The sequence below is a fragment of the Clostridium sp. CTA-6 genome, from assembly GCF_054768115.1.
In genome coordinates, this window is record NZ_BAAAAU010000008.1 from 166505 (window position 1) to 184573 (window position 18069).

General features: G+C 28.6%; 15 protein-coding genes. 1 reads left to right on the forward strand and 14 read right to left on the reverse strand.

Annotated features, from left to right (window positions below):
• Positions 1 to 151: 151 nt before the first annotated feature.
• From ACYUDJ_RS13845 to ACYUDJ_RS13855, 3 genes are read right to left on the reverse strand one after another with little or no spacing between them, the layout of a single operon-like run.
• Positions 152 to 871, reverse strand: coding sequence for a zinc dependent phospholipase C family protein (locus tag ACYUDJ_RS13845; protein ID WP_003484522.1), 720 nt, complete (start codon positions 869 to 871; stop codon positions 152 to 154).
• 22 nt (positions 872 to 893) lie between these two features.
• Positions 894 to 2093: a PQQ-dependent sugar dehydrogenase gene (locus ACYUDJ_RS13850; RefSeq protein ID WP_043032142.1), complete on the reverse strand. Its 1200-nt coding sequence runs from the start codon at positions 2091 to 2093 to the stop codon at positions 894 to 896.
• Positions 2094 to 2131: 38 nt separating this feature from the next.
• Complete coding sequence (locus ACYUDJ_RS13855) at positions 2132 to 4678, reverse strand: calcium-translocating P-type ATPase, SERCA-type (protein ID WP_003484520.1); 2547 nt, start codon at positions 4676 to 4678, stop codon at positions 2132 to 2134.
• A gap of 493 nt (positions 4679 to 5171) precedes the next feature.
• Between ACYUDJ_RS13855 and ACYUDJ_RS13860 the strand changes: the two genes are divergently transcribed.
• Positions 5172 to 6815: a putative manganese-dependent inorganic diphosphatase gene (locus ACYUDJ_RS13860; protein WP_003484519.1), complete on the forward strand. Its 1644-nt coding sequence runs from the start codon at positions 5172 to 5174 to the stop codon at positions 6813 to 6815.
• 117 nt (positions 6816 to 6932) lie between these two features.
• Here ACYUDJ_RS13860 and ACYUDJ_RS13865 read toward each other — a convergent pair whose 3' ends face one another.
• The 11 genes from ACYUDJ_RS13865 to fliQ form a co-directional block, all read right to left on the reverse strand.
• Positions 6933 to 7508 carry a hypothetical protein gene (locus ACYUDJ_RS13865; RefSeq protein ID WP_043032143.1) on the reverse strand — a complete coding sequence of 192 codons (576 nt, stop codon included), beginning with the start codon at positions 7506 to 7508 and terminating at the stop codon, positions 6933 to 6935.
• Positions 7509 to 7892: 384 nt separating this feature from the next.
• A complete protein-coding gene (locus tag ACYUDJ_RS13870) occupies positions 7893 to 8684 on the reverse strand; it encodes a flagellar basal-body rod protein FlgG (RefSeq protein ID WP_043032144.1) in 792 nt (263 codons plus the stop codon).
• Between the two features lie 46 nt (positions 8685 to 8730).
• Positions 8731 to 9498 carry a flagellar basal-body rod protein FlgG gene (locus ACYUDJ_RS13875; protein WP_003484516.1) on the reverse strand — a complete coding sequence of 256 codons (768 nt, stop codon included), beginning with the start codon at positions 9496 to 9498 and terminating at the stop codon, positions 8731 to 8733.
• 259 nt (positions 9499 to 9757) lie between these two features.
• Positions 9758 to 10315: a hypothetical protein gene (locus tag ACYUDJ_RS13880; protein ID WP_003484515.1), complete on the reverse strand. Its 558-nt coding sequence runs from the start codon at positions 10313 to 10315 to the stop codon at positions 9758 to 9760.
• Positions 10316 to 10342: 27 nt separating this feature from the next.
• Positions 10343 to 11071: a FliA/WhiG family RNA polymerase sigma factor gene (locus ACYUDJ_RS13885; RefSeq protein WP_003484514.1), complete on the reverse strand. Its 729-nt coding sequence runs from the start codon at positions 11069 to 11071 to the stop codon at positions 10343 to 10345.
• A 13-nt stretch (positions 11072 to 11084) separates the two neighbouring features.
• Positions 11085 to 11744, reverse strand: coding sequence for a flagellar brake protein (locus ACYUDJ_RS13890; protein ID WP_003484513.1), 660 nt, complete (start codon positions 11742 to 11744; stop codon positions 11085 to 11087).
• Between the two features lie 14 nt (positions 11745 to 11758).
• Positions 11759 to 12619: a MinD/ParA family protein gene (locus ACYUDJ_RS13895; protein WP_043032145.1), complete on the reverse strand. Its 861-nt coding sequence runs from the start codon at positions 12617 to 12619 to the stop codon at positions 11759 to 11761.
• Positions 12613 to 13839 (reverse strand): flagellar biosynthesis protein FlhF, encoded by a 1227-nt coding sequence (gene flhF, locus ACYUDJ_RS13900; protein ID WP_043032146.1) that lies wholly within the window; start codon positions 13837 to 13839, stop codon positions 12613 to 12615. The genes ACYUDJ_RS13895 and flhF overlap by 7 nt, the downstream gene beginning before the upstream one ends.
• Positions 13839 to 15902, reverse strand: coding sequence for a flagellar biosynthesis protein FlhA (gene flhA, locus ACYUDJ_RS13905; protein WP_043032147.1), 2064 nt, complete (start codon positions 15900 to 15902; stop codon positions 13839 to 13841). Before flhA ends, flhF begins: the two co-directional genes overlap by 1 nt.
• A gap of 27 nt (positions 15903 to 15929) precedes the next feature.
• A complete protein-coding gene (locus ACYUDJ_RS13910) occupies positions 15930 to 17759 on the reverse strand; it encodes a fused FliR family export protein/FlhB family type III secretion system protein (protein ID WP_043032148.1) in 1830 nt (609 codons plus the stop codon).
• A gap of 33 nt (positions 17760 to 17792) precedes the next feature.
• Positions 17793 to 18062 carry a flagellar biosynthesis protein FliQ gene (gene fliQ, locus ACYUDJ_RS13915; protein ID WP_003404514.1) on the reverse strand — a complete coding sequence of 90 codons (270 nt, stop codon included), beginning with the start codon at positions 18060 to 18062 and terminating at the stop codon, positions 17793 to 17795.
• Positions 18063 to 18069: the final 7 nt, after the last annotated feature.

Below are 18069 nucleotides of genomic sequence, written 5' to 3' on the forward strand. Positions count from 1 at the left end.
CCACTTTACCATTTTTTTATAATCAAAATACTTATTTTAATTTCAAATTGTAGCAAAAGGGAACATTTTTTTATTTATATTAAGTATAGTCACTATATATAAATAATTCTTAATTGTATACTATTCTACAATAAAAAAAAAAATCCTCCTATTAAAGGAGAATCTTATTTTTTACCTTCATTTCTTCATAAAATAATAATAAAAACCCTGCAGTGGTCTTTTGAGCTTCATGTATTATAGTAGTAGCTATTTTAGCATATCTTTTGTCTGTGTTTTTTATATTTATGCTCCTTAAATAGGTATCGTTAGCCATTATAGCATTATTTACTATAAAATCTTGTAGTTCATCATATTTAATTATTCCTTCTTCTGCATCAAAAGAATAATCTGTCATAAGCTTACTTATTATCCAAAGCTCAAATTTTCTATGGCTTTTTAAAAGTTTGTTATTTACATGTTGAGGCACTGTAGCATCCTGTATTAAATGACAGGCAGCACCTAAATAAAATAAACTTTTTTCTATATTACCTTTATTAAAACTTTCTTTTGCATTTTTATAATATTTTCTGCATTCTGTTAATGCATCAGAAAAGCCATATAATCCTTTTCCTTTGCTTACATGATAAAAATGATTAGAACTTTTAAAATCCTGATCTGCCCAAGAAACACCGTTATTTATGTGCTTTATATATTTTTTAAAAAACTCATACTCTTTTTCATAATTCTCTACTTTAAGTAAATCCACCGCTTTAATATTTATATATTTATGCACAGTACAGTTAGTTTTAAGCATTTTCTTTTTTAAAGGATTTACCGCAAAAAATACTCCTTTTAAAGCACTCCCATAAGTTTTTTCAAGTTTTTTTATCATTAGGAACCTTCTTTCTCTTAATTTAATTTCCCTTATTTATAATATATAAATATCCTCTATTGTTGTCTAGTATAATTAATTTTTTATTAATTACTTTTATACTTTCTATATTTGCTTTTTCAAATTCTGCTTCTTTTTTTATTATACCTAAATTATCTAAAGAATATAAGGCTTTTTCACTCTTTTCGTAAAATATTATAGAATCCTTTGAAAATATATCCCCAGTATAATCTATTGCAATAGTTCCTATGGAATTTAATGTTTTATGTTGATATAATGGCGCTGGTGGATTAGTGTGGGGATGTTTATCCAAAACAAAACTTACAGGTTTATTGTCTTTCCCCTTAAATCTAGGAGAATTTATAGGATCTCCGCCTGAATAATCAGGCCACCCATACCAAGTACCCTTATTTATTTCATAAATATAATCTCTATCTCCCTTTATTGGTCTATCTCCCCTAAATTCCATTCCCCCTACAGAAACTAAAAGCTTTCCTTTACTATTAAAATCTATACCATTGAAATTTCTTATACCCCATGCATAGGTCTCCATTTGTCCTTTTTTTAAATTATATATTATAATGCTAGAATTACCTGGAAAATGTTCTGCTACCCTTTGCCCTCTTACTGACTTAGTTCCATAAGTACTAAAAGCTCCTGTACCTTTAGGTCCAAAATTTTTACCGTTTAATGTAAGAGAATAAGGAGATACATCTGAAAAGAAAGGAGAACTACTAAGCCATTTATTGTCCTTACCTACTACTGCTGAATTAGTAGCAGCTCCAATAGTCAAATACAAATGATCTTTCTTTATTATAATAAGACTTTTATTATAGTCCCCCATATTTGGCAAATTATCCATTAAAACCTTTTCCTTATTTTTTTCTATATCATAAGAATAAAGTTCATTATTAGAAGTAAAATATAAATGTTTATCCCTATAGGCTAAACTAGTTATGTTTAAGTTCTCCTTCTTTAGTATGTCGTAACTCTTACCTTTCACATCTATAAACTGTATCTTATCTTTAAAAGCTATATAGAAATTCCCTTCCTTATCTAAAACAAAATCTTTAGCTTCTTTTAATCCCTTATATTTTAAAACACAATTAAGTTTATCATTATAAAGCTTAACTTTATTATTTTCATAATAATGCTTAGTTATAATAAAGCTGAAAATCCCTATTAAACATATAATCATAAGGGATTTAATAATTTTTTTCATAGTACCTCCAAAATCATTGATACCCCTATTTTTTATAATTATTTTTTTATATATAAATAAAGACTATTTATAAATGCAATGGTTCCAGAGAAAAAAATCACTATAAGCCATTGAGCTAAATTAAGAGCAACTGTATGGAATATATTCTGCATAAAAGGTATATATAAAATACTTATAAGCATAGCTACAGATATTGCTACCGCTCCCACTAAATATATATTAGTAAAATATTTAATTTCAAATATAGAATGCCTTTCAGATCTACATTCGAAAACATGTATAAGTTGTGACATTATAAGTGTACTTAAAGCTAATGTTCTACAAGTCTCTAAGGTGAATCCATAATAAGACCCTGCCATAAAAGAAAGTACAGTGCAAACCCCAATTAAAGAACCTCTTATAATTATTTTTTCTTTTAATCCTCTTGCAAATATCCCTTCCATTTTAGGTCTAGGTTTTTCACTCATTATATCTGTATCTGCAGGATCTACACCTAAAGCTATGGCTGGAAGTCCATCTGTAGCTAAATTTACAAATAATATTTGTATTGGAAGTAACGGTGTTGGTAAATACAAAAGTGAAGCTATAAACATAGTCAAAACTTCTCCTAAGTTACAGGAAAGTAAATATCTTATAAACTTTCTTATATTATCATATATAACTCTTCCTTCTTCTACTGAAGCTACAATAGTTGCAAAATTATCATCTAATAAAATCATAGAAGAGGCTTCTTTTGTTACATCAGTGCCAGTTATACCCATAGATATACCTATATCTGCCTCCTTAACTGCTGGAGCATCGTTTACCCCATCTCCTGTCATTGCCACGATTTTATTTTTATTTTTAAATTCTTTTACTATTCTCAATTTATGATTAGGACTAACCCTTGCAAATACTGTAATAGTGTCCAATTTTTTATTTAACTCTTTATCATTTAATTTATCTATCTCCTCTCCCTGCAAAACCTCTTTTTCACTTTTACAAATATCTAGTTCTTTCCCTATAGCATAGGCAGTATTTTTATGATCTCCAGTTATCATTATAGGTTTTATACCTGCCATTTTACATTTTAATACTGCATCTTTAACTTCTCTTCTTGGGGGATCTATTATACCTGCTACTCCTACAAATATTAGATCCTTTTCCAAAGATGCACTTCTTGTAAGTCCCTCTCTTTTATAAGCTCCTGCTATGCAACGTAATGCTTCATAGGACATTTTTTCTATAGCTCTCTCTACCTCATGTCTATGTTTATCTGTTAATTCCTCTATTTCTCCGTTAATTAAAATATATTTGCATTTTTTTATAACTCTTTCTGGAGCACCTTTTACGTAGCAGGTTTCACCACTTCCATCTTGTACTATAACAGACATCATTTTTCTATCAGAATCAAAGGGATTATCATAAATTCTTCTACCTTTGTCTGTAAAACTTTTTATTTCATTTTTACCCCTAAAAAGAGCTTTAACAAGAGCAGTTTCTGTAGGATCTCCTAGCACACTCTTATTTATATCTTTTTCCTTCATATCCAAATTAAAGTCATTACAATAAGTAAAGATTTTCTTTAGTATTAAATTCTCTGGAAAATTTTTATTGTCTAAATTATAAATCTTATTATCATAATACATCTTTTTAACAGTCATATTATTTTCTGTTAAAGTACCGGTCTTATCTGAACATATAATAGATGTACATCCTAAAGTTTCTACAGCAGGTAACTTTCTAACTAAAGCATTCCTTTTAAGCATTCTAGATACTCCTAAGGCTAAGGCTACCGTTACTATAGCAGGAAGTCCTTCAGGAATAGCTGCTACTGCTAAGCTTACTCCTAGAAGGAACATTTCATATTTATCTTGTCCTCTCCATATACCCGTTAAAGTTACAATAACACATATTATAATGCATAGAACTACAAGAACTTTTCCCAAGTAGGACAGTTTTTCTTTTAGTGGAGATTTTTCCACCTGTATGTCATCTAACATTTCTGCTATTTTCCCCATTTCTGTACCCATGCCTGTTTCTACAACCTTTGCCTTTGCTCTTCCCTTTAAAACAACAGTACCCATATAAATACTACTATTTTTAGAATTACTATTTTTTTCCACACCTACAGATTCACCGGTTAAAAGAGATTCATCCACCATAAAACTACTCTGTTCTACTAATATACAATCTGCTGGTATTCTATCTCCACTTTCTAAAATAACCAAATCACCTATAACAAGTTCTTCTGCATTTATAACCTTTACACTAGAATCCCTTATAACCTTAGCTGTAGGAGAAGATAATTCATTTAATGCCTCTAGGGATTTTTCTGTCTTAAATTCCTGTACAAATCCTAATATAGCATTCATTATAACTATAATAAGTATAGTTATAGCATCTGCTTTTTCTCCCATAAATCCTGATATTAAAGTAGCCGCTATTAATACCCATATAATAAAATCATTAAACTGTTCTAGAAATATTTTGAAAGGAGATACTTTTTTCTTCTTCTTTAAAACATTGGGTCCATATTTTTTAATGCGCCTTTGCGCTTCTCTTGTGGTAAGTCCCCTATATAAATCTATTTTAGACTCATTCATTACTTTAATTCCCCCTTAACCTATTTTCTTATATTATGTATAATTAATATTGATGCACTTTATGAATATTTTTTAACTTAAACAAATGAATTTTATTAAATCTTTACTAAAAATTGTAGATATCCTATATAATATACATATCAAATACTCTCTTTATCCGATGACTATCCGCTCTAATACTCCCATCTTTTTCAAAGTGGGAGTAAAGAGCGGCTATGTCCCTGGATAACGATTTCTAAGCTTTAGAGGGAGTAAAAACTCCCTCTGAAGCCAAGAACTCTGTTTATAAAGATATTAATTATTTATATTACATATTGAAGTACAACTATATATTTTTATATAATAATATATGATACATAATCTGAAGCTATGAAAAAAAACAATATTTTTAAATATTAATAAAATTTAGAAATTTGAACTTAATGTTCATTTTTGTGATAAAATAGTTAATACTGAAATTTATTATATAAAATATCATTAGGAGGAAATTTAAATGAAAGACCTTATTTATATAACAGGACATAGAAATCCTGATTCTGACTCCATCTGTGCCTCTTTAGGCTATGCAGATTTAAAAAAACAATTAGGTTATAAAAACATAGTATCTGGAAGACTTGGAGAGTTAAACAACGAAACAAAATTTGTTTTAGATTATTTTAACGTTGAAGCTCCAACTCTTATAGATACAGTAAAAACTCAAGTTTCTGATTTAGATATAGATAAAGTTACTCCTATATCTAAGGATTTATCTTTAAAAAAAGCTTGGACTATAATGGAAGAAAATAATGTTAAAACCTTACCTGTACAGGATGAAGAAGGTAAATTAATTGGTCTAGCTTCCTTATCTAATATAAGCTCTACTTATATGGGAGTATGGCAAAAGGACATATTAGCTAAAAGTAATGCTAATATAGAAGATATTATAGATACTTTAAATGCTAAAGTTTATTATAAGAAAGAAGAAAAACAAAAATTTATAGGTAATTTAGTAGTAGCTGCTATGGAAGCTAAGGATATTAAAAATTATGTTAAAGAAGGAGATATAGTTATCCTGGGAAACAGAGAGGATGCTCAAGAAACTGCTTTAGATTGCAAAGCGCATCTATTAGTTGTTACAGGTTCCCATAAAGTATCAGATAAAATATTAAATAAAGCAAAAGATTTAGGATGCTCTATATTAGTATCAAAGGAAGATACCTTTACAACATCAGTGCTTATAACTCAAAGCATACCTGTTAGCTATATTATGACTTCTTCTGATATAATAAGTTTCAAACTTTCTAATTTTGTAGAAGATATTAAAGAAGTTATGTTAAAAACAAGATTTAGAAGCTATCCTGTAGTAGACCAAAATAATAAAATAGTAGGAACTATTTCAAGATATCATTTAATATCCCCTAAAAAGAAAAAGGTTATATTAGTAGACCATAATGAAATGGGTCAATCTGTACCAGGTTTAGAAGAAGCTGAAATAATGGAAATAATAGATCATCATAGAATAGGTGGAGTTAATACTGCATCCCCTATATTCTTTAGAAATCAACCGGTGGGAAGTACATCTACTATAATTGCAAATATGTTCTTTGAAAATAATATTACACCATCAAAAGAAATAGCCGGTGTATTAGCCTCTGCAATTATATCTGATACATTATTATTTAAATCACCAACTTCCACAGAATTAGATAAAACAATATTAGGTAAATTAGCTAAAATAGCAGAAATAGATCCTAAAAACTATTCTGTAGAAATGTTTAAAGCAGGTACATCCTTAAAAGGGAAAACTGTAGAAGGGTTATTCCATGAAGACTTTAAGAATTTTACTATAGGTGGAGGAAAAATAGGCGTATCTCAAGTATCTACTATGGATCCTTCAAGCTTTGATCCACTAAAAGAAGATATGTTAGCTTTAATGGAAACAAAGATAAAAAAGGAAAGCTATGAAGGTTTAGTTTTAGTATTAACTGACCTATTAAAGGAAGGTTCTTATATATATGTTGTAGGACCTAAAAAAGAAACTATAGCTTCAGCCTTTGGAAAATCATTAGGCAAAGATAATTCTTTATATGCTGAGGGAGTATTATCAAGAAAAAAACAAGTAATACCACCAATTACCAATGCAATAGAAAATAAATAATTAGCTTGTTCATTTAAAAGAGGAGATATCAAAACGAATTTAATTTTAGTTTGACATCTCCTCTTTTAAAAACTTATCATATCAAATTAAAACCTTTCAATGTGCAAAAAGACCACTCTAATCTGTTATTTCTTTTAAAGGTACCTTTCTCATATTTATTTTTACTGACCTATATGATTCTTTTTCTCTTGATTCATCTATTTCTTCTCTTTTACCAACTTCCTCTAACTGTATATCTTTTTTTTCTGTAAAAGTAGATTTTGAATCTGAATCAAAAGTATTCTGTTGTGCCTTATCTAATTTTTCTTCTTTTTCATTATGTTCATTTCTGTCCTTTTCATTAAATATTACTATATCATCTAAAGAATCTTCTTCGTAATATATTTTTTTCTTTTCTTCTTCATATTGATTTGCATATATATCTTCCTTTGTAAAATTATAATTATTTTCATCATAAACTCTAGTAGCTTCACATTGAGCTCTATCATTACAGGAACATATATTTCTATAATATGAAGGAGTGATATATGCATTCATATAAGGATCCATATATGGAGTCATAAAAGGGTTAACCATATAAGATGTATATGGGTTCATATACATATATGGATAAAACCACATGTTGTTTATAGGACAATAATAGGGTCTATTCTTATATGAGTGCTTTTTTCTGTCATATATATTACTATTCATTATAAATCCCCCTATAAATTATTATTAACCTTATACTTTAAATATAATTCCTTACAACATATTATATGATTAATTTTTTATTTGTTTACAGAAAAAATTTTTAATTCTACCAAATTAAGAACTACTAAATCTTATTCATATGTTTATTGATTGTATTTTTTATATTTGCTATATTAAAATTAAATCTATTTTAAACTAGATCATTTCCTATTTATTCTAAAATAAGAAATAAAAAACTATGAAATAGAAGAATCAAATCTATATTTCATAGCTTTTTTTGTTTAATATTAAATTTTTATCCTAGACTTCACAATTCTAAAGTTCCTAAATTAGCTCAACTAAAATTAAGATATGGTAAAAACTCAAAGTAAATTAAATTTTACTTTATTTTCTCAGATTATTTACTATGCCCCACATCTCATCTGCTGTTTTAATACCTCTTGAGCTTAGTTCAAAGGCTCTTTGAGTTATTATCATTTCTGTCATTTCCTTACCTGCATCCACATTAGAATTTTCTAAAAATCCTTGAAGCATACTTACATCATTATTAACAAAAACATTAACCCCTTCTTGAGGAATATACAAATTTCTTCCTATAGATACAAAAGCCTCAGAACCTACTGCATTATATATATTAATTTTACCTATCATTTTATTTATTCCATCTACATCTTTTGCAGAAATAGATCCATCTTCAGCTATATTTATATTATTTTTGTTAAATCCACCTATTCTATTTAAAATTTGACTACCTGCTGGTTGTTGCAACTGTATTTCTAACCTATTACCATTTTCATCTACTAACATTCCATTTCTATCTATGACAAAATTACCTGATCTTTCATAGGCATAATTGCCATCTGGCATTATTACTCTGAAGAAACCTTGTCCATCTATAGCCAAATCTGTTTTATTGCCCGTGTTTAAAAGTATTCCTTGTTGATGGGTATCTCTTATCCAATTAGTAGCCTTAACTCCTGTTCCTGTTTGAATTTCTGGTCTATCCGAAGTTGGATACCCCTTTCTTTTTAAAGTTTCCTGAACTAATTCTTGAAAGGATACATCTTCCCTTTTATATCCCACAGTATTTACATTAGCTAAATTATTAGATATAGAATCTAATTTATTTTGTTGTGCTATTAATCCTGATTTACTGTTCCATAAAGCTCTTAACAAAATCATCACCCTTTAAACATTTTATAATTAATCATCTTAATTTATTTTACCTTGCTGCTCCAACTTCATTAACTGTTTTTCCTAAAGTTTCATCTATTGCTTGTACCATTTTTTGATTTGTTTCAAAACTTCTCATTGTTGTTAGCATATTTACCATTTCATTAGTTACATTTACATTAGATTTCTCCAATGAATTTTGTCTTACTATTCCATTTATGTTTTGAGGATTATTTCCTTCGAATAAGTTGTCTCCTATCTTTTTTAATGAATTATAATCATTAAAATCTGCTACTTGAAAACTATAAGAAGGTACTCCATTTAAACTTATATTTCCACTAGCATCTGTACCAATTGTTTTATTCCCTACAAATATAGCCTCTCTGGCTCCTGTATTTCTATTCATCCCCATTACATTGTATCCTGAATCATTTACTAAATATCCTCTAGTATCTACATGAAAATGCCCATCTCTTGTATAATAATTTCTTCCGTTATTTTCTATAGTAAAAAAACCTCTTCCTTCTAATGCAAAATCTGTAGGCTTTCCTGTATCTTGAATAATGCCTTGAGTAAATAAGTTATTTACTTCATCTATTTTATTTCCCATACTCAAGCCACCAATAACATTCTTTATATTCTTATTTCCTAATTTTTTATCATAATTTTCCATTAACACATCTTCAAACTTTTTAAAAGCTAAATTGGTTGATTTGTAACCTACTGTAGAAGCATTAGATAAATTAGAGCTTATAGTATCTTGCTTTGCTTCTAAAGATATCATACCAGAAACCGCCGTATATAAACTTCTTATCATACTATCACTACCTCATTTACTTTCCTTTATAAATTTATATTTAAAATTAAATATATAAAAATAATTTATTTTTTTGTTTTGTCTATAACCTTCATTTCTTGGGGATATTCCATGCCCAAATCTCTAGCTTTGCTCTCTATTTGACTTTTGCTTAAATTATAATTTATCTTAACTCCAATCATAACAGTTGTACCTAAAATTATACCTATACCTATACCTATTAAAATTTTTCTATCGGAAAGAAAATTAATAATTTCTTTTATTTTAAATATAATTCTTTTATTAATATTACTTCCCCCTTACCCATATTAAGAATCTCACATATTTCCTCTACAGCATGTCCTTCTTCAAGGAGCTTACGTACTTCATTAACTTTTATACTATTATCATCCTTAGAATTATTTTTATCATTATCATTTGTTAAAATATCTTTTTGAATATTTTTTTTATTTATTTCCGTGGAAATATTTTCAGCATTCTTGTTATCTATGTATTTAGGTTGTAATAAATTGCCCTCACTTTCCTTAGGGTAATTTGTACTATGATTTTTCTTATAGAAATCTTCTGTTTCTATATTATTTTCGTATGTATGCTTTAAAACATTTAGCTCTTTTTTTAAATATTCCATTTCTTTTTGAACATCTATTAAGGTTTCTGCAAATTCTTTTCTTATTAGTCCTATTTCTTCCTTATATTCATCTATATTCTCAATACTGCCTTTAAGAGTTTCACTAAAAGAACCCTTTTCCTTTTTTATAGCTTTAAAATTTATGAATATAAGTATTGATCCTATAACAATTAATAAAAAAGCTACCATTTCTTATTCTCCCTATTAATATGGTTTTTAGTTATATTTTAATTTAGTCATAGCTTTCTTTAGATGGATTATAGCTCTACTATGAAGCTGGCACACCCTAGATTCAGATACACTTAATATTTTTCCTATTTCTTTTAAAGTTAGCTCTTCATAATAATATAAGGTCACTACTAATCTATCCTTTTCATTGAGAAGTTCTATGGCTTTAGCTAAATAATCTAATTGTTCATTTTCTTCCACATGTTTTTCTGGACTCGGGCTCTTATCATCCTTTATGGTTCCTATAAGTGGTACCTCATCCTCTGACGAGAATATTAAATCCTCTAAGGAAATTACTGATATATAATTTATATAATTTTCAATTTCGCTTACTTCCTTTAAAGATATGTTTAGCTCATCTGCTATTTGTATTAAGTTTGGTTCTTTGTTTAATTTCTTTTGAAGCCTTTCTATAGCTTCATTATATCTGTTTAATTTGTCCATAGCCCCTTTGGATATGGGGCTATTTCTTCTTAATTCATCTATCATAGAACCTTTTATTCTTATGGATGCATAAGTAGAAAATTTCATGCCTTTAGATTCATCAAACTTATTTAAAGCATCCATCAATCCGATCATACCATAGCTAACTAAGTCCTCATATTCTATATATTTAGTTTTACCGATTATCACCCTAGAGGCTATATATTTAACCAAAGGGATATATTTTTTTACTATTTCTTCTTTAACATATAAATTATTATCAGCTATTGCCATGACCTATCCTCCTCTATAGCCTATGCACTTGTTTTCTCATTTTAGAAAAAATAAATTTTATTATTTTTTCTCTTGTTAATACATCTATATCTAAAAATTTAACTCCATAAATATATTTTTCGTTTTCCTTTTGCTTTCTAATTATTTTACCTTTTACAGCTATATTTTCCTTTTCAAAAGGAATATTTACTATAATTTCTTCGTCAAATTCTATTTCCTTTTTAGTAGAAAGTTTTAGTCCACCACCACTAATATCTACAATATCAGCGTCGAAAAAATCAAATTCAGTATTACATTTATTGCTATAACAAATTTCTTTTAAGTCTCTTTTAGTATCTATTAATGCGGCATAAGTTTTTAAAATTAAACTTATTCTTACAAAATTTCTTCTTTGGATTCTGTTCATTTTCTCTGGTCTTTTCAAGGCTATAAGCAATATTTTATCCACTTTTCTTCCTGTTACTATAGTTTTAAACTTAAATATCTTTTCACCATCAAAATAAAAAACAGTTATTTTATCATTATAGTTTAGTGGCAAATATTTACCTTCATTAGCAGGTATGGTTATATAAATAGTATCTTCACTTACATCCTGTATAATACTCTTATAGTAACCATCATCCCACTCTATTTCTACCTTATTATTAATTTTAAATTCATATTTATTATTCAAGAATAGTCATCCCCCTAAGAAAATATACTGAATAATTTTTTAAAAAATCCTTCTATGCTCACATTATCATTATAACTCTTAACATTCCCTAATATATTTTTAGCAATATTAATTATATCCCTAGATGCATCACAACTTGGATATGCCAATATAAAAGGTATTTGTCTTCTAACTGCCTGTATTGCTTTTCTATCTTCTTGTATAGATCCTAAATACTCTAAATCTATACGTAAAAATCTATTTACAGCATTTTTAAATTTATTATAGGTAATTTTTCCATCTTCTTGATCTATAGTTTTATTTACAACTAATTTTGCCTTTTGTTTTATATTAAAATGGGATACTGCTTTTAATAAACTATAGGCATCTGTTATAGCTGTAGGCTCCGGTGTAGTTAGAATTATAAGCTCCTCTGAACAAGCAATAAATCCTAATACACTCCTATTTACTCCTGCACCTGTATCCATTATTATATAGTCTAATTCTTCTAAAGTAGATAAATTTTTAATAAATCTTTCTATTTGACCTTCAGTTATACCTTCTAAATTTGTTATGGCAGTACCGGCGGGAAGTAATTTAACCCCGAAGGGCCCCTTTATTAAAACCTCTTCTATAATTTTATTGTTAAATATAATATCATATATACTATATCTAGGCATAACTCCCATTAATACATCATCATTTCCCATACCTATATCTGCATCTAATATTAATACTTTTTTCCCCATTTTCTGAAGAGTTATGGCTAAATTAACTACAAAATTACTTTTCCCAACTCCTCCTTTACCAGATGTTACTGTAATTATCTTAGGAGAATTTACACTTCTGTCCTTATTATTTACTAATTGCCTAAGTTTTTCTGCCTGGTCTAGCATAATTTATTCTCTCCTAATACAATCTTTGCTATTTCTTCTTTGTTTCCTTCCTTTATATCATCTGGTACATCTTGACCTGTAGTTATAAAGCTAATAGGTTTTTTACCTTTATCTAATATAGTTAAAATTGAACCATAGGTACTAGTTTCATCTAGCTTTGTTATTATTATATTTTCATATTCTAAAATAGTATACCCTTTTATTATAGTTTCTATATCCTTGTTTTTAGTAGAAGCATTTATTACCAAATGCACGGATTTTTCTTTTATTTTTTCTATAAAAGCCCTTAACTCTGATATTTGCATCATATTTTTACTACTTCTACCTGTAGTATCTACTAATATAACATCACAATAGTCTAAATCTATAATAGATTTTTCCATATCCTTTATAGAAAACACTACTTTAAATGGAATATTCATAATATCTGCATAAGTTTTTAGTTGTTCTACTGCACCTATTCTATAGGTATCTATAGTTATAAGACCTACTTTCTTTTTATCTATTAATGAAAGCTTACCTGCTAGCTTTGCAATTGTTGTAGTCTTACCTACACCAGTAGGCCCTACCAGGACAGTAACCTTACCTACAGAATTTGATCTGATATCTATAGTGTTTTCTATTACTCTTTTTATTTTCTCTCTTTCCTCTAAATTATCCTCTAAATCACCTACTTTTTTTATTATTTTTTCAATAAATTCTTCTTCTAAGTCCAGATCCTTAAAAAAATTCACTAATGAGGAATTCTCATCTTCATAGGATTTTTCATTTTTTCCTATATCTTTAACTATTTTCTTTAAATCTCTTATTTCATCCATTAAATCTTTTGTTTCTGTGAACTCTTTCCCTTTAGAACGCTTATTTTCAAAGCTTTTACTTTTAGATTCCAAAATTTCCTTATAGCTATCTAATATATTGGTATCATGATCTATATTGTTGTCATATTTAGTATTATTATTTCTTTCTTCTATCATCTTTTTGATAACTTCTATATTATTTTCCTTATTAATTTTATCTTCAGTATTAGAATTGTGTTTTTTTTCCTTTGAATAATTATCTATAGCTGCAGTAACTTCTAAGGATTTTTTAGAAAAGAGGCCTAAAAAGCCTCCCTTTCTTACTTTTCTTTGACTTATTATTATAGCATCTGTTCCAAGTTCATAACGAATTCTAGTCATAGCTTCATTCATATCATTAACTACATATTTTTTTATTTTCATTATAGTGTAACCACTCCTTCAGTTCTTATTTCCACATCGTTAGGTACTTCATTTAAAGAAAGTACGTTCACTGCTGGAAATACCATCTCTATAAGCCTTCTAAAAGCTGGTCTTATATTTGGTGACACCAAAACTACTGCTTGATTATTATAAAAATATACTTCGTCTAATTTTTGCTTTAATCCATTTAGTATACTGCTAGTAGTATCTGGATCTAAAGCAGGAAAAGAACCCTGCATAGATTTTTGTATATTATTGTTTATAGTTTGCTCAATACTTGGATCTAAAGTTATTACGGTTAAAGCTCCATTTTCATCTATTAGTGGGTTGCATATACTTCTAGCTAAAGAAAATCTCACATACTCTGTTAGAACCTCTATATCTTTTGTATTTCTAGAATTATCCGCCAAAGATTCTAATATAGTAACCATATCCTTTATGGATACTCTTTCTTTTAATAGATTTTGAAGAACCTTTTGAATTTCTCCTATAGTCATAAGATCTGGTATAAGTTCCTCTGTAACCGCACTGTATTTTTCCTTCATAGAATCTAATATTAATTTTACTTCCTGTCTTCCTAAAAGTTCATAGGAATGATTCTTTATTATTTCAGTTAAATGAGTAACCATAACTGTAGTAGGATCTACCACCGTTAAGCCTTTAAGTTCTGCCTCTTCTCTTTGGTCTTTATTAATCCATACGGCTGGAAGTCCAAAGGCTGGTTCTATTCCCTTTATTCCTGGTATTTCTACTTCTCCTGTAGGATCCATACAAAGAAGCATATTAGGCATAAGTTCTCCCTTTGTTATGGTTGTTCCTCTAATTTTTATTATATATTCATTAGTTTTAAGCTGCAAGTTATCTCTTATCCTTATGGGTTGGACTACTACCCCCATCTCAATAGCACATTGTCTTCTTACAGAAGTTATTCTCTGAAGAAGATCTCCTCCTGCGGATTCATCTGCTAAAGGTATAAGTCCATATCCTATTTCTACTTCCATAGGTTCTACAGATACTAGATTCATAACGTTTTCTGGTTCTTTACTTTCTATTTCTGTAATCTCCATTTGCTGAGCTTCTTCCTGTATAATAACCTGTTCTTTTGCTTCTTTGAATAAAAGATAAGCAGCCACTGCATTAGCTATAGCTAATATTAAAAAAGCCAAATGAGGAAGCCCTGGAATCATAGCTAAAAATAAAAGTACTACAGATGCTATAGCTAAAACCTTTGGGAACCCTGTTAATTGTTTACTAAGAACCGTTCCCAAATTTTCGTCACTTCCAGATCTAGTAACTAATATACCGGATGCTGTAGATATTAAAAGAGCCGGTATTTGTCCTACAAGTCCATCCCCTATAGTAAGTCTTATATAAGTTTGAGCTGCTGTACCTATATCCATTTTCAGCATAACAACTCCTATTATTATACCTGCAATTATATTTATAAAAGTTATTATAAGTCCTGCTACCGCATCTCCCTTTACAAACTTAGAAGCACCATCCATAGATCCATAAAAATCCGCTTCTTTTTGAAGATTTTGCCTTTTTTCTTTTGCTCCTTGTTCATCTATAAGGCCTGCATTTAAATCTGCATCTATACTCATTTGTTTTCCTGGCATAGCATCTAAAGTAAATCTAGCAGAAACCTCTGATACTCTTGACGCACCACTAGTTATAACTACAAATTGTATTATAACTATAATAAGAAATATTATTATACCTATAACATAATTTCCTCCTGTAACAAGACTTCCAAAGGTTTCTATTATTTTTCCTGCATAGGCATCCCTTAGTATAAGTCTAGTAGAGGAAATATTGAGTCCTAATCTAAAAAGAGTAGTTATTAATAGTAATGTGGGAAAAGATGAAAACTGAAGAACTTCTGTGGTAAACATAGTAATCAAAATTATAACCACAGAAAGAGTTATATTAAGAGCTAAAAGTACATCTAAAAGTCCAGAAGGAAGAGGTATTATTATCATTAATACAATCCCTACAACTCCAAAAGCTGCAATAATATCTATATTATTTTTTATTTTAAATCTATTATTAGTACTTTCCACTAAATCACCTCATTTTGTATACCTAGTTTATTTTTTCTTTTTTAAAGTATAAACTATAGCTAATATTTCCGCTACTGCTTCATACATATCCTGTGGTACTTCTGAATCAATTTCTACCTTTTCATATATTAGCCTTGCTAAAGGCTTATTTTCTATTACAGGTACTTCATTATTTTTAGCTATATCTTTTATTTTTATAGCTACGTAATCTGCTCCTTTAGCTACAACTTTAGGTGCAGAATCTCCTTTTTCATACCTTAGTCCTACAGCTATGTGGGTAGGATTTGTAACTACTACTGTAGCTTTAGGAACTTCCTGCATCATTCTTTGCATAGCCATTTCTCTTTGTTTTTGTTTTATTTTTGATTTAATTTGAGGATCTCCTTCATCTTGTTTGTATTCTTCTTTAACCTCTTGCTTTGTCATTTTTAAGTCCTTATTATATTGGTATTTTTGATACACATAATCTGCTACAGATATAAAAAGCATAATCAAAGTTATCTTAAAAAATATAGATATAGCAAGGGATAAAAGTCCTGTTATCATATACCAAGGTCTTAAGGTTCCTAAATTTAATATTTTTAAATAATTATCCTTTAAAAATTTATAGCCCACAATCCCAACAACAGTTATTATAGTCAAATCTTTTAAAAGTTCCATTACAGTTCTTAGTGAAAACATTCTTTTAAAACCATTTATAGGGTTTAATTTTTTAAAATCTGGTTTTAAGGGTTCTTTAGTAAATAAAAATCCTGTTTGCAAATAATTAGCAGCTATACCAAAACACATAATTGGTAAAGCTACAGGTAAAACTATTTTACCTACCCGTAAAACCGTTAATATAGCTAAAGAATTCAAATTATTGTAGTTTAATTCCATGTTAAGATAATTATTTAAAAATCCTGCCATAGTTTCTTTAAGTTCATTAGCTCCATATTCTCCCAGTGCTACTAGCACTAGAGTACAAGCTAATAATGTAAATGCAAGGGCTAATTCTTTACTTTTAGCTACTTGCCCTTTTTTTCTTGCATCCATTTTTTTACGAGGGGTTGCTTCCTCTGTCTTTTCTTCTGATGCAAAAATAATTAAAACAGGTATAGTTTTATAAAAACCTCTTATAGCATCTGGTAGCATCCCAAAAGCAGAGTTTAAAACTTTCAAAAACAAAGGTAATGCAAATACAAAAGCAGTAAGTCCCACTAGTATTTTAATGGGAAGTCCTAAAATCATTATATTTAATTGAGGCACTGTTCTAGCTACTAACCCTAGAGTTAAGTCCGTTATAAGTATAATAAATACAATAGGTACTGCTATTTTAATACTTATGTAAAAATATTGTATAAAAACATTTATGACGTGTTTTATACCCTCTTGATTTAGGAAAAATGCTCCTAATTTTATAACATTGAAGCTTTCTACTAAAGCCCGTATAAGCATATGATGACCATCTATTAAAAAAAATACAATGGTACTAAACCAATATAATATTCTCTCTAAAAAGGTTACATTACTATTAGTGCTAGGATCAAACATAGTCATCATAGAGAATCCTACCTGAAGATCCATCATGTTGCCAGCATATCTTGCACAGACAAAAGCAGCATTAGTTATATATCCTAAAATGGCTCCTGCTAAAATCTCATTTACAATATTAAATATTAATGCAGTGGAATTATTTATAGTATTTATGCTACTAATATCTATAGAACCAACTAACATATAAGCTATAATCAAAGCTAAAGAAACCTTTCCTATTACAGGAGTACCCTTTGGGAAAAATATAGGTACCATACTAAAAAAAATAAAAAGCCTAAAAGAAATTAAAATTATGGCTGTAGCATAGGCTGCACTTATCAAAGAAATCCTCTCCTAGCATATTTTCTACTTTCCTCACTTTATAATCTGAGTTATCATTGCAAAAATTCTTTCTGTAAAAGCTAATAATTGATGTAACATCCAGCTACCAGTTAAAAGACCTACTAAAGCTACAGCTATAAGCTTTGGAACAAAAGTTAATGTTTGTTCCTGAATCTGTGTTGTAGCTTGAAATATACTTATTATAAGACCTACTAATATAGATATTGTCAAAATAGGAGCAGATACTAAAAGACCTGTTTGAATAGCATCTTTTATAATACCCATAACCATATTCTCGCTCATTTAAGTC